The organism is Nonomuraea sp. NPDC004186, from assembly GCF_053603495.1.
Window position 1 is genome coordinate 1 of sequence record NZ_JBSGFQ010000187.1, and the last position, 17,447, is coordinate 17,447.

15 protein-coding genes and 1 pseudogene are annotated in these 17,447 nt (G+C 68.8%); 4 read left to right on the forward strand and 12 right to left on the reverse strand.

Features of this window, described 5'->3' with window-relative positions; all coding sequences use genetic code 11:
• The 6 genes from ACWEPL_RS61500 to ACWEPL_RS61525 all read right to left on the reverse strand — a co-directional run.
• On the reverse strand, positions 1 to 1,905 hold a 1,905-nt coding region (locus tag ACWEPL_RS61500), incomplete at its 3' end, for a prolyl oligopeptidase family serine peptidase (protein WP_452442212.1).
• A 215-nt stretch (positions 1,906 to 2,120) separates the two neighbouring features.
• Positions 2,121 to 2,921: an ABC transporter ATP-binding protein gene (locus tag ACWEPL_RS61505; RefSeq protein WP_452442213.1), complete on the reverse strand. Its 801-nt coding sequence runs from the start codon at positions 2,919 to 2,921 to the stop codon at positions 2,121 to 2,123.
• Entirely contained in the window at positions 2,918 to 4,777 is a 1,860-nt protein-coding gene (locus tag ACWEPL_RS61510) for a dipeptide/oligopeptide/nickel ABC transporter permease/ATP-binding protein (protein WP_452442214.1), read from the reverse strand. The genes ACWEPL_RS61505 and ACWEPL_RS61510 overlap by 4 nt, the downstream gene beginning before the upstream one ends.
• 14 nt (positions 4,778 to 4,791) lie before the next feature.
• Positions 4,792 to 5,820, reverse strand: coding sequence for an ABC transporter permease (locus tag ACWEPL_RS61515; protein ID WP_452442215.1), 1,029 nt, complete (start codon positions 5,818 to 5,820; stop codon positions 4,792 to 4,794).
• Positions 5,817 to 7,376, reverse strand: coding sequence for an ABC transporter substrate-binding protein (locus ACWEPL_RS61520; protein ID WP_452442216.1), 1,560 nt, complete (start codon positions 7,374 to 7,376; stop codon positions 5,817 to 5,819). The genes ACWEPL_RS61515 and ACWEPL_RS61520 overlap by 4 nt, the downstream gene beginning before the upstream one ends.
• A gap of 152 nt (positions 7,377 to 7,528) precedes the next feature.
• Positions 7,529 to 9,118 carry a PucR family transcriptional regulator gene (locus ACWEPL_RS61525; protein WP_452442217.1) on the reverse strand — a complete coding sequence of 530 codons (1,590 nt, stop codon included), beginning with the start codon at positions 9,116 to 9,118 and terminating at the stop codon, positions 7,529 to 7,531.
• Positions 9,119 to 9,271: 153 nt separating this feature from the next.
• Here ACWEPL_RS61525 and ACWEPL_RS61530 point away from each other — a divergent pair, with 153 nt between their 5' ends.
• Positions 9,272 to 10,117 carry a M55 family metallopeptidase gene (locus ACWEPL_RS61530; protein WP_452442218.1) on the forward strand — a complete coding sequence of 282 codons (846 nt, stop codon included), beginning with the start codon at positions 9,272 to 9,274 and terminating at the stop codon, positions 10,115 to 10,117.
• Here ACWEPL_RS61530 and ACWEPL_RS61535 read toward each other — a convergent pair.
• Positions 10,114 to 11,268 carry a M20 family metallopeptidase gene (locus tag ACWEPL_RS61535; RefSeq protein WP_452442219.1) on the reverse strand — a complete coding sequence of 385 codons (1,155 nt, stop codon included), beginning with the start codon at positions 11,266 to 11,268 and terminating at the stop codon, positions 10,114 to 10,116. The two genes, ACWEPL_RS61530 and ACWEPL_RS61535, sit on opposite strands and share 4 nt — an antisense overlap.
• A complete protein-coding gene (locus tag ACWEPL_RS61540; protein ID WP_452442220.1) occupies positions 11,265 to 12,308 on the reverse strand; it encodes a serine hydrolase domain-containing protein in 1,044 nt (347 codons plus the stop codon). Before ACWEPL_RS61540 ends, ACWEPL_RS61535 begins: the two co-directional genes overlap by 4 nt.
• A gap of 187 nt (positions 12,309 to 12,495) precedes the next feature.
• Here ACWEPL_RS61540 and speB point away from each other — a divergent pair, with 187 nt between their 5' ends.
• A complete protein-coding gene (speB, locus tag ACWEPL_RS61545) occupies positions 12,496 to 13,479 on the forward strand; it encodes an agmatinase (protein ID WP_225301984.1) in 984 nt (327 codons plus the stop codon).
• A 655-nt stretch (positions 13,480 to 14,134) separates the two neighbouring features.
• Here speB and ACWEPL_RS61550 read toward each other — a convergent pair.
• The 3 genes and pseudogenes from ACWEPL_RS61550 to ACWEPL_RS61560 form a co-directional block, all read right to left on the reverse strand.
• Positions 14,135 to 14,257: pseudogene (locus ACWEPL_RS61550) on the reverse strand (tyrosine-type recombinase/integrase); the annotation flags it as partial.
• A gap of 354 nt (positions 14,258 to 14,611) precedes the next feature.
• Positions 14,612 to 14,959 carry a hypothetical protein gene (locus tag ACWEPL_RS61555; RefSeq protein ID WP_452442221.1) on the reverse strand — a complete coding sequence of 116 codons (348 nt, stop codon included), beginning with the start codon at positions 14,957 to 14,959 and terminating at the stop codon, positions 14,612 to 14,614.
• Positions 14,960 to 15,060: 101 nt separating this feature from the next.
• A complete protein-coding gene (locus tag ACWEPL_RS61560) occupies positions 15,061 to 15,270 on the reverse strand; it encodes a hypothetical protein (RefSeq protein WP_452442222.1) in 210 nt (69 codons plus the stop codon).
• Positions 15,271 to 15,290: 20 nt separating this feature from the next.
• Here ACWEPL_RS61560 and ACWEPL_RS61565 point away from each other — a divergent pair, with 20 nt between their 5' ends.
• Complete coding sequence (locus tag ACWEPL_RS61565) at positions 15,291 to 15,815, forward strand: RNA polymerase sigma factor (protein WP_452442223.1); 525 nt, start codon at positions 15,291 to 15,293, stop codon at positions 15,813 to 15,815.
• A 68-nt stretch (positions 15,816 to 15,883) separates the two neighbouring features.
• A complete protein-coding gene (locus tag ACWEPL_RS61570; RefSeq protein ID WP_452442224.1) occupies positions 15,884 to 16,531 on the forward strand; it encodes a hypothetical protein in 648 nt (215 codons plus the stop codon).
• A 161-nt stretch (positions 16,532 to 16,692) separates the two neighbouring features.
• Here ACWEPL_RS61570 and ACWEPL_RS61575 read toward each other — a convergent pair whose 3' ends face one another.
• Positions 16,693 to 17,265, reverse strand: coding sequence for a phosphoribosyltransferase family protein (locus tag ACWEPL_RS61575; RefSeq protein WP_452442225.1), 573 nt, complete (start codon positions 17,263 to 17,265; stop codon positions 16,693 to 16,695).
• Between the last annotated feature and the right edge of the window lie 182 nt (positions 17,266 to 17,447).

The following is a 17,447-nucleotide window of genomic DNA, read 5'->3' on the forward strand; positions in this document are numbered from 1 at the left end:
GTCGATGACGGGTTCCCGGGTCGAGACGTTCAGGACCCCGGAGCTGACCGTGATGCGGTCGAAGACCGTTCCGCTCCGATCGAGCTGCACGATGCCGAGTTGCGCCCCGACGACTCCGTGCCGTTCTCGGAGGAGGTCCAGACGGCGGCGCCAGTAGTGCTCCCCACGTGGGGCCGGCGACAGCGCGGCCGGCCGTGCGACGGCGCGGGTGTGCAGCTCGACCCATTCCACGACCCGGGCGTGGTAGTCGACGCGGTGATCGACCTCGCCGTCGGCGATGAAGAGGTGGCTGCCTCCTGGATAGACCACCAGGCGAGTCGGCACACCCTGGATCCGCAGTGCCGAGAACCACTGCTGCGCCTGTCCGATCGGGCAGGTGTTGTCGTTCTCGCCGTGCAGCACGAGCGTGGGTGTCTTCACCTGCTCGACGCGTGCGATCGGAGAGCTCTCGATGAGCCGGACCACGTCTGTCGGTGCGGCACCTGCGGTCGCCGAGGCGAAGAAGCCTTCCGGCAGCAGTCGCTGACCGGCGATGGAGGCGAAGTCGCAGATCAGGCCGCCGGCCACCGCGGCCGCGAACCGGTCGGTGTGGGCGGTGAGGGCACAGGTCGCGACGCCGCCGTAGCTGTAGCCGGCGACAGCGAGTCGCTCGGGGTCGGCGATCCCCTCGGCGATCAACTGGTCGATCGGCTCGATGAAGTCCGCCAGATCAGCTCGTCCCCAGCCGCCGTCGACGGCTCGGTAGAACTCCTCGCCGTACCCGTCGGATCCACGGGGGTTGAGCGTGAGGACACGCCACCCGCGTGCGGCGAGGAGCTGTTGGTACAGATGGATCTCGTCGGCCACACCGGCCCAGGCGTTGTGCGGCCCACCGTGGATGTCGAGGAGGAGCGGAGCGGTTCCGGTCGTGTCCGGCGCCGCCATCAGCCACCCGTGGACGACGACGCCATCGCTGATCGTGAACTCTCGTGGCTCCGGTCGACAGAGCTGGACCCCGGGGAGGCTCTCTTCCATCAGCGAGGTGAGGACCTCGACTTCGCCGGTGGCGAGGTCGACGATCGCGACCTCGGCGAACGACTCAGGAGTGGTCAGGACGATCGCGGCACGGGGTGCCTCGGCGGCCACCGAGAGCGCGGAGACGACCTGATGCGGCTCCGCGACGATCGGCCTGCCCTCTCCGCCATCCGGACCGACCCCGTACAGATGGGTCCAGCCACGGTCACGCAGGCAGAAGACGATCTCGCTGCCGTCGTGGCTTTGCGCCGGGTGACCACCTGGGTAGCCCGTCGCGCCCGGCAGCACATTGCGGTCCAGCCCGGCCGTGATGTCGGTGTCGGGCCTGCCGTCGCCGTACAGCCGGAGAAGCCGGGCATGACCTGCCACCATCGCGGGTGATCCCACTGCGAGCAGCGACGCGCCGTCGCGAGCCCACATGACCGGACCGGTCACCCCTGTGGCCTGCCCGAGCACCTGCACCGGAGCGAGCGGGTCGTCGACCTCGACCGCGTAGGCGCGGCGTTCGAGCTCGACGTCCGCGCGGTGGGCCATGGAGGCCGTGAATGCGAGGCGGTCGCCGTCGGGCGACCATGCCGGGCCGTCCGCGTCGTAGTCGCCGTCGGTGACCTGTCTGACCTGCCTGGATCCCAGGTCCATCACGAAGATCTGGCGGCGGACACTGCCGATCCAGCCGATCCCGTCCGCCTTCTGGTCGAGCGTGTCGATGACGATGGGCGCAGCGGCGTCGCCGGGCGCGCGGTTCACGGGTGCGGAGAACGCGACCCGGCGACCGTCCCGGCTGACGGCCGCGGCCCCGGCCCCCAGCGGCAGCTCGGTCAACCGCGTCGGCTCACCCACGCGCGGCAGGAGATGCAACTGCGGGACTCCGTCGACATCGCGCAGGAACATGATCCCCGCCGGGACGATGCGAGGTGCTCGATCTGTCGGCCCCTGGGTCAGCGGCTGTGGCCGAGAGCCGCCGGAAACCGCCCACAGCGAGGTCTCCGTGCGGTGGTCTACCGCCTGGCGCCGCGTGAAGACGACCGTTCCTCCATCCGCCGTGATCGCAGTCTCGGGAACGGTGACGACCTGACGGACGTCATCGAGACTGAACGGGCGAGAGTTCATAGAGTGGTTCCTTCGCCGAAGAGAGGGGTGCCGATCCGGGGGACGGCACGGACCAGCTCACGTGTGTAGGGATGTTCGGGGTGGTCGATCACCTCGGTCGCCGATCCGACCTCGACGACCTCCCCGTCCTTCATGACTGCGACGTCGTCGCACAGCTGCCTGACCACAGCGAGGTTGTGGCTGATGAAGAGAACCGTCAGATCGAGGTCCCGCTGGACGCGCATCAGCAGATTCAGCACGGTCCCCTGCACCGAGACGTCCAGCGCCGAAGTGATCTCGTCAGCGAGCAGCACCCGGGGCTCGGCGGCCAGCGCCCGCGCGATCGCGACGCGTTGACGTTGACCCCCCGACAACTGCATGGGCAGATCGCCGGCACGGGCCGGGTCGAGCTCGACCATCTCGAGAAGTGCGGCCACCTCGCCGCGCCGGTGAGCGCGATCGCGTCGCGGGGATCTTCCGCGTACGGCAAGCGCCTCCTCGATCGAGGCGCCGATGGACATCCTCGGGTTCAGGCAGGAGTTGGCGTCCTGGAAAATCAGCTGCACGGTGCGGCGAACGGACGCGGCACTCCCCCGGGCACCGACGACATCGGTGCCGTCGACCAGGATGCGGCCCGTATGAGCCTCGTGCAGACCGACGACGGCACGAGCCAGCGTCGACTTGCCCGAACCGGACTCACCCACCAGCCCGACCGTCCGGCCGCTCGGCACGGTGAGACTCACCCCACGAACCGCCTGGTGGGCGGCGGGTCCGTGCCCATACCTGACTCCCACGTTCTCGAAGGCGAGGTCGCTCACGCCGACCCCTCCCTTACGGCGTCGAGGGGAAACTCGGCATCCTCGGTGATCGTGGCGAACTCGGTGCCCGGGACGGCGTCCATGTGCGGCACCGCCGCCACCAGCGCCCGGGTATAGGGATGCTCCGCGCGTCCGCTCGCGAGATCCTCGGTGCTCAGGCTCTCCACGATGGCTCCCCGGTACATGACCAGGACTCGCGTGCAGAATGACGAGACCAGCGAAATGTCGTGTGAGACGAACATGACGGCCGTCCCATGCTCACGGTTCACCTTCCGCAAGAGCGCCAGGACCTCCCGCTGCACCGTGACGTCGAGGGCCGTCGTCGGCTCGTCGGCTATGACCAGCGCCGGTTCGCCCATGAGCCCCATCGCGATCGTGGCTCGTTGCCGCATGCCACCCGAGAACTCGTGGGGATACTGGCGGGCACGGCGAGCCGGGTCGGAGAGCCGTACTGCGGCAAGCCGGTCGACCGCACGCCGGCGTGCCGCGCGCCGGCTGAGGCCGCCGTGCAGGAGACCGACCTCCGCGACCTGCGTACCGACGTGAAGGGCGGGGTTGAGCGAGGTCGAGGGATCTTGGAAGACGAATGCCAGCCGCGTGCCGAGCTGTTGGGCCAGCGACTTGGAGCGCGGTCTGCCGGGCACCTTGCCCCTGACGACCAGTTCCGTGCCGTCGAACTGGACCGATGACGCCGTCACGTGAAGTGGCTCTTCCAGGAGTGACGCGACTGCCATGCAGGTCAGTGACTTCCCCGAGCCCGACTCACCGACAATGCCGACGATCTCCCCTCGATCGATGTCGAAGCTGACGCCACGAACCGGCGTCGCCCATCCATCCCCCCGGGGCGCCTCCACGCGCAGGCCGCGTACGCGGAGCACGGGGTCGGCCGCGACCTGCGGGGCCGGTGATGCCGCCGTCGAACCGGTGGGCGGCCGGCGCCGTCGGCGGCCAGAGGGCCGGTGCAGCCCGAATGCCCGGGCGAGCACCTCGCCGGCGAGCGCGAACGTCACGCCGGCGAACACGATGGCGGCGCCCAGACCCAGAGACGGAGCGGGGTTCACGTAGATGGCTCCCATGCTCTCGTTGAGCATGCGGCCCCAGTCGTAGTCCGGCGCCTGTACGCCGAGGCCCAGGAAGGACAGCCCCGTCGCCGCGACCAGCGCGGTGCCGGCGCCGATGCTGGCGTTGACGATGAGCGGGTCTCGCACGTTGGGCAGGACGTGCCGTACCAGGATCCGCGCTCGGCTGACGCCGAGGATGCGAGCGGCGGCCACGAAGTCGCGCCCGGTCACCGACGCACCGAGGGTCTGAGTGAGCCGGGCGTAGGACGGCGCCATGGCCAGGCCGATCGCCAGTGTGACACTGGTGGCGCCCACACCGAGGGTGATCGACACGACGATGGCGAGCAGGAGAGCCGGAAAGGCGAGTGCCACGCCGATGGCGCTGTTGACCAACCGCCCCAGCCGCCGGGGCGCGATCGTCGGCAGCAGGCCGATGACCACACCGACGAACACGCCGAGAGCGGCCGACAGGACGGCGGTGACGATCGAGAGCCGGGTCGCGGTCAGCACCCGCGCGAGAACGTCCCGGCCGCCCGCGTCGGTGCCGAGGAGGTGGTCCGCGCTGGGCTTCGCGGACAGTTGGGTCAGATCGGCCTGCCGCGCGGCCTCGCCCCACAGCACCGGTCCGAACACCGCGAAAAACGCGACCACCATCAGGGCGGCCAGCGCGCCGATGCCGAGGGGAGAACGCAGGACGGTCAGAAACCTGCGGCGAGACGAGACCGCCATGGGCATCGGCTCGCCCACCGCCGTCGCGGCGGCCGGCCCCGCCAGCGCGGAGTCGGGAGAGGACATGCTTGTCACCGCCATCACGTGTCTTTCAGCGCTGAACGCGGGTCAATGCAGACCAGGACGATGTCGATCAAGAGGTTGGAAACGAGGACGATCAAGCCGTAGACGATGACGATCCCCTGCGCGAGCGGAAAGTCCTTGCTCCGCACCGCGTCCACGATCGTGAGCCCGAGTCCGGGCCACGAAAAGATGGTCTCGATCAGCACCGTGCCCGCGACGAGGGAGCCGAGCACGATGCCGGCGACGGTGAGCGAGGAGGTCACCAGGTTCGGCAGAGCGTGGCGGAAGTACAGGCGCCACCTCGACATGCGCTTCGCACGCGCCGTCCGGATGTAGTCCTGCTCGAACACGGTGAGCGCCTCGACCCGGACGATCCTCGAGACGCCCGCGGCGACCGCGATCGACAGTGCCAGGACGGGCAGCACGTACGAGCTCGGATCGGTTCGGCCCGCCACGGGCAGCAGGTGGCTCTGAACGGCGAAGAAGTACACCAGAGCGACTCCCATGAGGAACTCGGGGATGACGGCGAACAGGCCGCTCGCCGAGGTGTAGGCCAGGTCGACGGTGGGTCTGCGGCCGCCTCGGGTGAGCGCGGCGACGACGATGCCGAGCGGGATCGACACCAGGAGCACCAGCGCCAGCGACAGGAACGCGAGTTCCAGGGTCGCCGGCAGGCGCTGCTCGATGATCGTGGTCACCGGCAGGTGAAGGGAGAAAGAGTCTCCGAGATCCCACGTGAGCAGCCCCTTCCAGAAGTTCAGGTACTGCGTCCACAGCGGGTCGTTCAGTCCCAGGCTTTCGCGTTGTGCCTCCACGACCGCGGCCGTCGCGTTGATTCCGAGGGCATTGCGGACCGGGTCTCCTGGGATCAGCCGGACCATCAGGAAGACGACGGTCACCAGGGTGACCACCGAATACGCGAGCCGCACCAGCCGCCGCACGATGAAGGCCCCCAGTCGCCCACCTCTGCCCCGGAACGTTCCGGTCGCGGAATCCGGTCCCGCCCCGGTTCCCGTCAGCAGGGTGACGGTCGGTTCCGTGGTCACTTCAGCACGCGGATCGCGGAGCCGGGCAGCTGCCCGCCGATGGGCAGGTAGAGCGCCGTCGCGCCATTGAAGTACATCTTGTACGGCGTGACGGACACCGGTATGAGGTCAGCGCTTGTCATCAGGGTCTTCTCCGCCTCGGCCCAGGCCTTGCAGGCATCGTCACCGGTCCGGCCGGCGGCCGCGGCGACGCTGCGGTTGTAGTCCTTGTTGTCGATGGAGGCGAAGTTCGTCCCCGCAGGGGCGGCAGGTCCGGAGAGGTACTGCGGGAAGATGGCCGGTGTGCCCGTCTGGAGGTTGAGCCCCAGCGATGCCGTCCAGCCCGACGGGTCTTTGGCCGCGAAGGTCCGGCTGATGATGTAGTTCTCGTCACCACCGTCGAGTTTCACGGCGGCGCCGGCGGTCTCCCACTGCTTCGCGACGTATTCCGCGGCGGCGCTGCCCGTGTCCGTGGAGTTGTCATAGACAAGTGTGATGTCGACCGGCTTGCCCACCGCGCGCAGGGCCTGGCCGGCGGCGTTCGGGTCGTGGGAAGGCAGGTTGCCCTGGACGGTGTCGTAAGCGCACAGGCTCGGGTTTTCGGAGAGCAGCGATTTCGCCCGTTCGCCCTTGCCGCCGGTCAGAATCTTCGTGAGGGTGTCGAGGTCGATCGCCTGGGTCAGTGCGCGCCGTACGGCGGCCTCAGCGGTCGGGAGACCTTGATGGTGGTTGTAGACGATCATTCCGGACATGGTCGGCGTCGGCTGCGACTTGAGAGCGGCGAGGCGTTCCTCGTCCTTGCCGCTCACTATGGCCGCGTTGAGTTGACCGGACAGCAGCAGGTTCGCTCTGGTCGAGGGGCTCGGCACGATCTTGGTCGTCACGGTCTTCGGCATCCCCGGCGTGTTCGAGGTGCTGTTCTTGGGGCCCCACGTGTAGCCCTCTCGGCGGGTCATCGTGATCGAGTCTCCGGCCACGACGCGATCGATGGCGAACGGGCCGGTGCCGTCGCTCCCCGCGGAGAGGCTCTTGGGGTCCTTCAGGCCGCGCTCGCACACCAGCTGCTGCGCGCCGATGTCGTACAGCATGAAGGGCCGCGGCTTGGAGGTGGTGACGGTGAGAACGTTCCCCTTCGCGCTCGCCTTGGCATCTGCCGGCACGACGGATTCCAGGCGAGGCGACTTGTTGGCGGGGTCGACGATCCAGTTGAGGTTATCAGCGGCGGTCTGCGCGGTGAACGGCGTGCCGTCGGCGCAGGTGATGGCGTCGTTCAGGGTGTAGGTGACCTTGGTCGGGCTTTCGGTCCAGCTCTTCGCCAGGAAGGGCGCGGGCTTGGCCGTCTCGGGGTCGAGGAAGATCAGCGTGTCGTAGGAGTACATTCCGACGATCTGCGCGTTAACGAGGTTGGTGACGAGCGGATTCAGGTCGCCTGGGTCGGAGTCGATCGCGAACGCGAACGTGCCGTCCGTCGCGAAGCCCGCCTGGCCCCCGTCCGAGCCCGAGCCCGAGCCGCCGCAAGCCGCAAGAGCCGGCAGAGCGATGAGGAGGGCTGCGAAAGCAGCGGCGCGTCGATTCATGGCAGGCCCGCCTTAAGGTCCGAGTCGGGGTGTGACGTCGAACACCAAGACTCACCCGCCTGGTCGGAGGGCGCATCGTACGTCCGCCTGATCTGCGTGCGCGGACCTTGGACGATCGACCAACCCGGGACCGGCTGATGCGGTCCCGGTCGCTACGCGGGTGGCCGCGGCGATCGCCGACCGGGGCCGAGGCGGAGTTGCAGCATCAGAGCGAATCGTTCGTCGGGGTCGGCCAGATCCACGCCGCCGATCGTCTCGATCCGGCCGAGCCGGTATCGGAACGTGTTCTTGTGCACGTGGACGGCTCGTGCCGCGGCGGCGACGTCCCCGAAGTGCTCGAGCCAGCTCTGGAGTGTCGGCACCAGCTGGGTGTCGTGTTCGGTGTCGTAGTCCTCCAGGTCGGCGAGCGGGCCGGTCAGTTCGATGCGGTCGGCTGCCATCAGGTCGCCGAGGCGGAGCAGGAGGAACTCGATCGCCACGTCCGCCAGTGACGCGACGCGTCTGCCCGCGCGCGGATTGGAGCTCAGCACCCGCATCGCGGCATCGGCATCGCGCCGGGATGAGCCGAGTTCGCTGACGTCCTCGACGATGCCGCCGAGTCCGGCGCAGAACTCGGTGGTGGTGTCCAGACGGGCGATGAACTCGGCGGCCAGGTCCTTCATGGCGGCCAGCGCCGGGGCGGCCGCGGCACGCACGGGGACGACGGCGTAGACCGCGCCGCCGAGTTGGGCGACGATGGCCCGCGGATAGGTGGGCCTGAGGTGCGTCCGAAATGCGGAGGCCGTTCGCTGGATGTCGGCCGCCGTGCGGACCTCGTCGTCGGACTGCAGCGGCCCCAGGACCAGGACGCATGCCGGCGACGAACCGAAGGCCAGCTGCTGCGCGGCTTCGCGCGCGCCGGTCCCTCCCTCAAGGAGCATGGACAGCAGGGCCACTCCGAGTCGTTGGGAGGCATCGGCGCTGACGCGAGCACGCAGCATCTCGAGCGCGATCACTCGTGCTGCCTCGATCATGGCGGCTTCCCGCTCGGGGGCGAGCGGCCCTGACACGGCGGCCCAGATGGAGCCGAGAACCTCATTGCCCGCTTGGACCCTCATCGCCACCCGAGGACGGGTGTCGGGGGCGGGGTTCTGCATGAACACCGGTCGCTCCGAAGCGTACAAGCGGCGGAACATGCCTTGTTCTCTCTGGTATTCGCTGTAGATCTGCGGCACCTGGAGGCCGAGGATCGTCAGGCGGCGCGGCTCGTCGGCGCCGGCCTGGTCAGCCGAGAAGGCGACCACCCGCGACGACAGATCCTCGATCGTGACCGGGGCGTCGAGGAGAGCCGACAGCGAGTTCGCCAGGGCGAACAGGTCTCGGTCCGCATCGCCGCCGACAGCGGGCGCCCCATCGGCACCGAGATGCAGAGCGCCGCTCAGCAACGTCGCCACCTGGATCCACGATGCGCCCTGCACCAGACCGAAGATGGACACCTTGCCGCGCTCCGCCTCGCGGGCGACCACCTCGTCGACGGCCAGCGGCTCCCGGACCACGAGGGCCGTGGCCCCGGCTTCGCCCAGCACTCTGACCAGGGTGACCAAGCTGTCGTCAGCCGCCACGCCGACGCCCAGCACCACTGCGTCCGGCGGGACGTCGGGTTGGTCCAGAGGATCGTGAAGGATGACGGTCGTCACGGCACGAGCCGGCTGACGTGGCCCCGCCTTGATGGTCAGCAGCGTCGAGCCGAGCCGCTCGACCACCCGCCCGAGGTCCGCTGGACTGCTCGTACCGCCTTGCATTGTGTGATCGTACATCTGTGTCCGATTTGATTCGGTCGATCGACCCAGTGTTGGCGCGAAAGCCTCGACAACAATGGGAGTGACGCGTGGCACCGACGAAGGAGCAGCTCAGCGATGAAGGCGTACATCTCCGTCGACATGGAGGGCGTCGCCGGCATCGCGACCCTCGACCAGATCGTGCGCGGCGGGTACGGCTACCCACGAGCCCAGGAGCTCATGACCGAGGAGGCCAATGCCGCGATCGCGGGCGCCTTCGACGGCGGAGCGACGAGCGTGCTCGTGAACGACTCCCACGGGACGATGGACAACCTGATCCACGAGCGCCTCGACCCGAGGGCACGGCTGGTCTTCGGGCAGCCCAAGGCCCAGTGCATGGCCGAGGGCCTGACCGAGGACTGCGCCGTGGCGCTCTTCGTGGGCTACCACGCGCCGGCCGGCACGCCCGGGCTCTTGGCGCACACCTTCTCCGCCTACTTCGGTGAGGTCAGAGTCAACGGATCACCGGTGTCGGAGGCCGAGGTCAATGCCCTGTACGCGGCATCGCTCGGTGTCCCGGTGGGCCTGGTCACCGGGGATGACGTCATCGGCGCGATCGCGACCGAGATCTTCCCCGAGGCCACGATCGTGACCGTGAAGAAGACACACGGATTCTCGGCCACGGACTCCGTCGCGCCGAGCGTGGCGAGGAACCTGGTGCGGGAAGGGGCCGCCGATGCCGTGGCCCGCGCGTCGGCACTGAGCTGTCCGCCGCCACCCCCGTCGTTCGAGGTCGAGGTCGACTTGCCCTCGCCGGTGGCCGCCGAGCTCGCCGCCTGCATCCCCGGCTGCGCCCGGACGGCCGACCGGACGGTGTCGACAGTCCTCACGGCGTCGGCGGATCTCCTCGGATTCATCACAGTCCTGTACGAACTCGCGGCGAGCAGCGAGCGCGCGCGTCAGGTGATCTCCGACCGCCGTTAGAACTCTGCGAGTTCCTCGATGAGGGTGGTGAGCAGTCGCGTACGCGGGAGGATCCACGCGATCTCCGCGTGCTCGTCGCGGGCGTGGGCGCCGCCGCCGACGGCACCGAGCCCGTCCAGGGTGGGCACTCCCATACCCGCGGTGAAGTTCCCGTCCGATGCGCCGCCGACCGTCATCTCCTCCAGCGGAGGATGGCCGAGGCGGCGTGCGATTCGTTGCGCCTGGCTGAACAGCGCCGCCGCCGCGCTCCGTTCCATGGGCGGCCGGTTGATTCCGCCCCGCACCCGGATCTCCGCCGGGACGAGAACCGGCGCGACCTCGCGGATCGCCCGGTCCACGCGGTGCTGCTCCTCGGCGGTGCCGGCCCGGACGTCGACAGCCACAGTGGCCGTCGCGGGCACGGTGTTGGGCGTCGTGCCCGCGCTCATCACCGTCGGGGTGACGGTCGTACCGGCCGCCGGGTCAGCGAGCTGGGCGATCGCCAGCACCATCTCGGCGATCGCGATGGTCGCGTTCACGCCCTTCTCCGGATCGAGACCGCTGTGCGCGGCACGACCGAGCACTTCGATCCGGTAGAGGGACACGCCTTTGCGCCCCGTCTTCAGTGCGCCGCCCGGGCCGGCCGCCTCCAGCACGAGGGCTGCCCGGCAGCGGCCTGCTTCCTGCTCGATCAGTGCCCGTGATGTCGTGGACCCCAGCTCCTCATCGCCCGTGATGAGAAGGGTCACCTGGTCGAGGACGCCGGTGCCGCGGCATCGCCGCAGCCACGCGAGAGCGTGGATCGCCTGGACGAGGCCGAGTTTCATGTCGAAGCAGCCCGGGCCACTGACGACGCCGGCAGTTTCGGTGTAGGGCAGCTCGTCCGACGTGCCGAGCGGCCAGACGGTGTCGTGGTGCCCGAGGAGCATGACCTTCGGATCGGCCCCGCGCAGCAGGACATGGTCGACTCCGTCGACGCAAAGGATCTCTGGCCGACGCCCCAAGCGCTCATGAACCAAGTCCGCGACCACCCGCGCGGAGCGGCCGACCGCGTCCAGGTCCGTCGACGGCGACTCGGTACGAACGAGTCTGCTCAGATCCTCGAGGAGGAGCGACAGGTTCCCGGACACCTCCGGCCCGGTGGAATCCTCGGGTGTCGGCTTTTTCCTCATGAGCCGGCAGCGTTCGCGAGCCGGGTGCGCAGGAACGCGGCGAGCAGGTCCGCGGAGTGGTCGTCGAGGTTGGTGAGGACGACGACGGTCGTCGCGGTCGCCGGATCGTGGCCGGCGAACGATTGGAATCCGGGCAGTTCGCCGTTGTGGCCCCACATGCCGTCGAAGTTCGCGATGCCGAGGCCGTAGGTGATGGTGCTGTCGGGCACCGGGTGGGTGCGCATGCGTTCACGCCGGGTCTGCTCCTGGAGGAGGTCGCCGCGCACCGATGCCTCGATGAGCAGTCTCAAGTCGCCCACGGTGGACACCGCGTTACCGGCGGTCCACGCCCAGGACGGGTTGACGCGCGTCGCGTCGACGAGTTCGCCGTCCCGGCGGTGGTACCCACGCAGCCGAGGATCCGGCAGGGCGGCGGCGGCGTGCGTCAGCGGCGGGAGCTCGGTCTCCCGCATGCCGAGGGGGTCGAAGACCAGCCGGCGCGCGACGTCCTCGACTCGTGCGCCGGTTACGTGCTCGATGAGCATTCCCAGCATGATGTAGCCGGCGTTGCAGTACGCCCAGGAGGTGCCGGGCTCGAACTGCTGCGGTTTCCGCAGGGCGACTTTGAGCAGTTCGGAGGGAGTCCAGAGCCGGTCGGGCTCGAGGAGCAGACCGGCGACGAACTCCTCCGAGGTGTAGTCGGGCAGGCCCGAGGTCATGTCGAGGAGACGGCGAACGGTGACTCCTCGCGGGATCTGCGGCTCTGCCAGATGGGCCTGTATCTCATCGTCCAAGGAGAGGTCTCCGGCTTCCACCAGGCGCAGGACGATCAGCGCCACGATGGTCTTCGTGAGGCTCCCGATCCTCATGCGGCTATCGGCGGTGAGCCGCACCCCGGTGGCCAGATCGCAGACGCCGAGCGCACGGGTCCAACTACCGTACGACGGACCGCTCACGTGGACGACGGCACCCGGGATGCCCAATCGCCGGCGCTCTCCGTCCAAGGCGCCGAGCAGGTCTGGAGTCGAGGACGCATACGCATCCGATGCATTCTCAGGCAAGCGGAATCCTCACTCGTGGGTGTTATGCCGACCTTCGCATCATTGTCCTCACCAGGTATCGGCGCATTGTGCCGAAGGCCGGAAGCGGCGCGAATCCCTCGTGCGATCGACCGAATGCCCGGGAGAGAGCTCTGACTACTGTGAGGCCCAGAAGACGGGGGCCGGTCACCTTGGGAGGAGAATCGCGTTGTCGAGCGTTGAGAAGGACGAGCTCGCGGAGTCCGGCGACACAGGGATCGTCGGACCGCCCGATTCCATCAGGCAGCTCCCGCGTTTCGCGGGGCCCTCCACGTTCGCCCGCCTGCCGCGGCTCGACGAGGTCTCCCGGGCCGACGTCGCGATCTTCGGCGTGCCGTTCGATGCCGGTACCACCTACCGGCCAGGCGCACGATTCGGCCCGGAGGCCATTCGCGCCGGCTCCAAACTCCTGAGGCCTTACCACCTCGGGCTCGAGATCGAGCCGTGGTCGAGGTTGCAGATCGCCGACGCCGGTGACGTCGGCGTGACTCCCTTCGACATCGCCGAGGCGGTGAGTCAGATCGAGTCGGCCGCTCAGCGGCTCTATCGAAGTGCTGACCGGATCATCACTCTGGGCGGCGACCACACCGTCGCCCTCCCGATGCTGCGAGCCGCCCATCGGCACCACGGCCCCGTGGCACTCATCCACTTCGACGCCCATCTCGACACCTGGGACAACATGTTCGGTGCGCGGCTCACTCACGGCACTCCGTTCCGCCGGGCCACCGAGGAGCGACTGCTGGCGGTGAACCACTGCGCCCATGTGGGCATCCGCCACACAACCCCGGCCGCCAAGGATCTGGAGGACGACAGGGAGCTGGGATTCGCGACGATCTCCACACTCGACGTCGCGCGGCGCGGCATCGAGCACGCCGCCGACCGGCTCCGGGAGAGAGTGGCTGATCGGCCGGTCTACATCAGCATCGACATCGACGTGCTTGATCCCGCCCATGCGCCCGCGACCGGCACCCCTGAGCCCGGCGGACTGAGCACCCGGGAGCTTCAGCTGCTGCTGTACTCCCTCGCGGACCTCGACATCGTCGGTGCGGATGTCGTCGAGGTCTCACCCGCCTACGACCACGCTCAGATCACCGCGCTGGCCGCCGCCGGCCTCACGTTCGACCTCCTGGCCATGGTTGCCCGGGGAAGGTAGTCATCGGAACGGCCCCGGTCCGGGCCGCGATCTCGATGGCGGGCACGCCGTTTGTCAGCGAGGTCATGGGAGGCGTGCCGTCGCCAGCCAGCCGCGCCCGCTGTCGGCGCGGGCGGGGTCGAACGCGGGTGGGATCGGGCGTTCGCAGGCGGCCGCGGCCTCGGCGATGTCCGTCACGGAGGGCTGCCAGCCGAGGTTGGAGAGCCAGGTGTCCAGGTTCTCGGCGGGGCCGCCTCGCCATAGTCCGACGAGTTCGGCGGAGATGTCGGCGCGGGCGGCGCGGAGCAGCTCGGAGTCCTCCGCGTGGTCCAGGGCGCGCGATCAACTGCCACAGCACGTGCAGCCGATCGTGTCGGGCGAAGGCGAGGAACTCGGCCAGTTGGTCGGCGGTCCACACCGCCACTGTCGGGTGTTCGCCCTCGCGCCGCCAGGCGGCCACTCGCCGGTTGGTCCAGACCTGCGGATACGGCCGGGAGGACGCGGGCAGCCGGATCATGCGTGCCGGGTTGGAGGCGATCAGGCCATCACGCACTGCGGCGTTCAATGCCGCGTGCAGCGTGGCGCGGATGCGGTGCAGGGTCGAGGGCGCGATCGGCTTGCCGTAGCGGGTGCGCCGTCCGGCGAGGACGGCGAACATGCGGCCGATGTCCCGGGTGGTCAGCTGGGCCAACTCGATCCGGCCCAGATACGGGATCAGATACAGGCGTACATGATCGGCGTAACCTTCGCGGGTGCTGGGCCGCAGTCCCTGCAGCCAGCAGCGCAGCCATCGCGCCACCGTGTATCCCGCACGCAGCGTCCGCCCAACTGCCTACTCGTACGCGCATCGACGCATCCACATCGCTTGTACACCACGATGCGATCCTGGCGATATCTCATTGTCCCGTCCTTTCTTGATCGCCTTTAAGGGCAGGACAACACCGAGACCCCCAACACATCGCCCGCCGACAACCAGGCGAGAGCAAAGACCCAGGACGAGCTACCAAACGGATCCGCACGGACCGGGCCTCGCTCATCCGGCTGGTCGACGCGGTGCCGGCCGAGCAGACTAACGAATAGATCGAAGCCCGCCGCTACATGGGCCTGGCATCCTGGCCAAGGCTCGCAGGTGGTGATCAGCGACGACACGCCATCACCTTCGAAGGCCGTCTGGCTCCGACCACCCGTTACTCAAACAAGATCGAGATACACCACTGACTGGACACACCCGCACCTTGACGGAGGCGAAGCCCGGGATGGGGTTGGCTGCGGCGAGGACGATCATGTCGCCGCGGGTGGCGATCTCCGCGTGAAGCTCGGCAACCTCTTGCCGGAGCGGGCAGTCGACGCTGGGTGCCCATGGATCGGCATCGTGCAGGCAGGCGTGCTTGGCCTCGGTCTGCTGTTGGTGGTCGAGCAGGCGGCCCACGGCGGCGTGAAAACGTCTGAGCAGCTCACTGTTCAGGAGGCTGCGCAGGCTTTTGGCGGGCTGAGAGTCCATGGTTCTCCTCACGTAGGCCCGCTCGGCGTGGGCCGGGCGGACGAGGGCTGATTGGATTCGGGCGTAGGCGCGAACGGCTAGCTCGGCTGACGAGCTCTGCGCTACGGCAGGTACGGGTCGAGCACGGGCTGCTGCACGCCGCTGAGCAGCGCGGCCATGCGTGACAGCTCGTGCTCCGGTGCCTGGCTGCGCCCGGCCCTGTCGCCGCTGAAGGTCTCGATCTGAGGTGTCGTCGAATAGGGTCTGAAACGCTTTTCGTCGCTCGGTCCAAGTAGAGGTGTAAGGGCGAACGACGAAGGGAGCGAGGCCATTGCGCCTCAACGAAGACCTTGTGGCCTTTGAGGCCTTCTATCGCCGCCGCGTCGATGCCGTCATGCGATTCGTGGTCCGGCGGGTGAGCGACCCTCACTTAGCCGCCGACCTGACGGCGGACATCTTCCTGGCGGTCCTGGACTCGGAGCACACCTACGTGCCCGGCCGGGGTAGCGAGCTCGCTTGGCTCTACGGCATCGCACGCAACGTCGCATCCGCCCAGCACCGCAAGGCGGCCATCGAGGCGCGGGCGACCAGCCGCGTCGCCGGCCGCCGACTGATGGACGACGACGATCTCACCAGGATGGAGGAGCGGATCGACGCCGAGCGCCGGATGCGCAACGCCTTGGAGGCCATGCAGGGCCTTCCCGAAGGCGAACGCGCCGTGCTGGAGCTCGTCGCGATCGATCAGCTCACCGTCACCGAGGCCGCCAAGGCTCTGGGCATCAGGCACGTGACCGCACGCGTCAGACTGCACCGCGCCCGGCGCGCCCTCGAGAACGTCGCCTCGCCATCGGCCGTGTACCAGGAAGGACGGATATGACCAACTTCGAAGATCGCCTTCTGAGTGCACTCAAGGACGAGATCACGACGAGAAAGGCAGAAGATCAAATGACAACTGTGACACCCGTACGACGCACCCGGCGCATCGTGGGACTGTCCGCTGCGGTGGCGGGGGTCGCGGCGGCCGCCACGGCCGTGGTGATGCTGACCGGCGTGACCGGCAGCGCGGCCGCGGCGTACGCGGTCTCCAAGAGCTCGGACGGCACTGTCGACGTGCAGATCAACTCGTTCGTCGACCCCGACGGCCTGGAGTCCGAGCTGGCCGAGGCCGGGATCAAGTCGGTGGTGGACTACCTGCCCGCAGGCCAGACCTGCAAGCAGCCCCGGGGCGAGAACGGGGCCGCGGACGGGAAGTTCGCCGCGGGCATCAGCAAGGCGGGTGACGGGATCGCCTTCAAGATCAAGGAGGGGGACGTCCCCGCGGGGTCCACGCTGGTGCTGGCCGTCACGAAGAGCGAGGACGGCGACTCCGCGGCGCCGTCCACGACCTCCCTGCAGATCGTCAAGGGGACGGTCGCCCCCTGCGAGCCCACTTCCGCGCCCGCGATCCCGCCCCTTGACAACGAGACCACTTCCGCGCCCGCGACCCCGCCCCTTGACAACGAGACCGGCGGAACCACGGACAAGCAGGACAACGGTCCCACCGTCGACAACGGCACGGAGGAGGGAAAGGGCGTCACCGACAAGAACGACTGACCGCCCCATCCGAACGGCTCCTCACCCACAGGGCCGTGACTCCTCACCGGTAGACCGCTGGTCCGGCGACCTCCCGCCGGAAGAAGGCGGCCCGCCCGGCCGCCCCTCCCGAGCAGCGGGGGCCGCCGGGCCTTCCGTCGTCACGATACGTCATGACCCTGTTACGGTCGCTTAAGGCCACCCGGCGAAGACCCGGAAAAGACCAGGACGGACGCGGTGAATCCGTGCACGTGGTTGTGCCCGGCTACCGGCTCCACCTCGCCGGCCGCGAAGAACCCCGCCACCCCGATGGGCCCCAGCGTGTCCCGCAGCGCGACCGGGTCGTGGTCGGCGGTGCCGAACTCCGCGGCCAAGGCCTCGACACCGCCTTCCTGCCGATCGATGACGCACAACGCGTGGTCGATCTGAGCTCCTAGATCACGCAGCTGACCAGTGGAGATCGCGATCTGCCCACCCGAGGTCACCACGTCTTCGACGACCAGGACGCGTCGGCCCTTGACGTCGGCGCCCTCGGCCAGCCGGGCAGTGCCATAGGACTTCGCTGTCTTGCGCACGAACGCGCAGGGCAAGCCGGTGCGCCGCCCCAGCGCCGTGACCACCGCGATGCCACCCATCTCCAGGCCGGCCAACACCTCGGTCCCCTCGGGAACCAGTGACACCATCCCCGACGCCAACTCATCCAGAAGGGTCGGATCGGCCTCGAACTGGTACTTGTCGAAGTACTCCTCGGCCACTCGTCCCGAACGCAACACGAACCGCCTCTCCACGGTTCACCGGCGCGGCAGCCCGCGTTGCCAACTTGCCTGACGTGCCTGACAGACCTTCAAGCGGCTGACCAGCGGTTTCGCTTGGCAACCCAAGATAACGATTGCCACCGCTCTGGACCGCCTCATGACAGCTACCCGGGCACGAAGGC

What these genes read in the sequence shown, in the direction of transcription:
- ACWEPL_RS61520 (WP_452442216.1), bottom strand. Translation starts at nt 7,376, where the DNA reads ATGAATCGACGCGCCGCTGCTTTCGCAGCCCTCCTCATCGCTCTGCCG.
- ACWEPL_RS61560 (WP_452442222.1), bottom strand. Translation starts at nt 15,270, where the DNA reads ATGGCCTCGCTCCCTTCGTCGTTCGCCCTTACACCTCTACTTGGACCG.
- ACWEPL_RS61530 (WP_452442218.1), top strand. Translation starts at nt 9,272, where the DNA reads ATGAAGGCGTACATCTCCGTCGACATGGAGGGCGTCGCCGGCATCGCG.
- ACWEPL_RS61535 (WP_452442219.1), bottom strand. Translation starts at nt 11,268, where the DNA reads ATGAGGAAAAAGCCGACACCCGAGGATTCCACCGGGCCGGAGGTGTCC.
- ACWEPL_RS61555 (WP_452442221.1), bottom strand. Translation starts at nt 14,959, where the DNA reads ATGGACTCTCAGCCCGCCAAAAGCCTGCGCAGCCTCCTGAACAGTGAG.
- ACWEPL_RS61570 (WP_452442224.1), top strand. Translation starts at nt 15,884, where the DNA reads ATGACAACTGTGACACCCGTACGACGCACCCGGCGCATCGTGGGACTG.
- ACWEPL_RS61510 (WP_452442214.1), bottom strand. Translation starts at nt 4,777, where the DNA reads ATGTCCTCTCCCGACTCCGCGCTGGCGGGGCCGGCCGCCGCGACGGCG.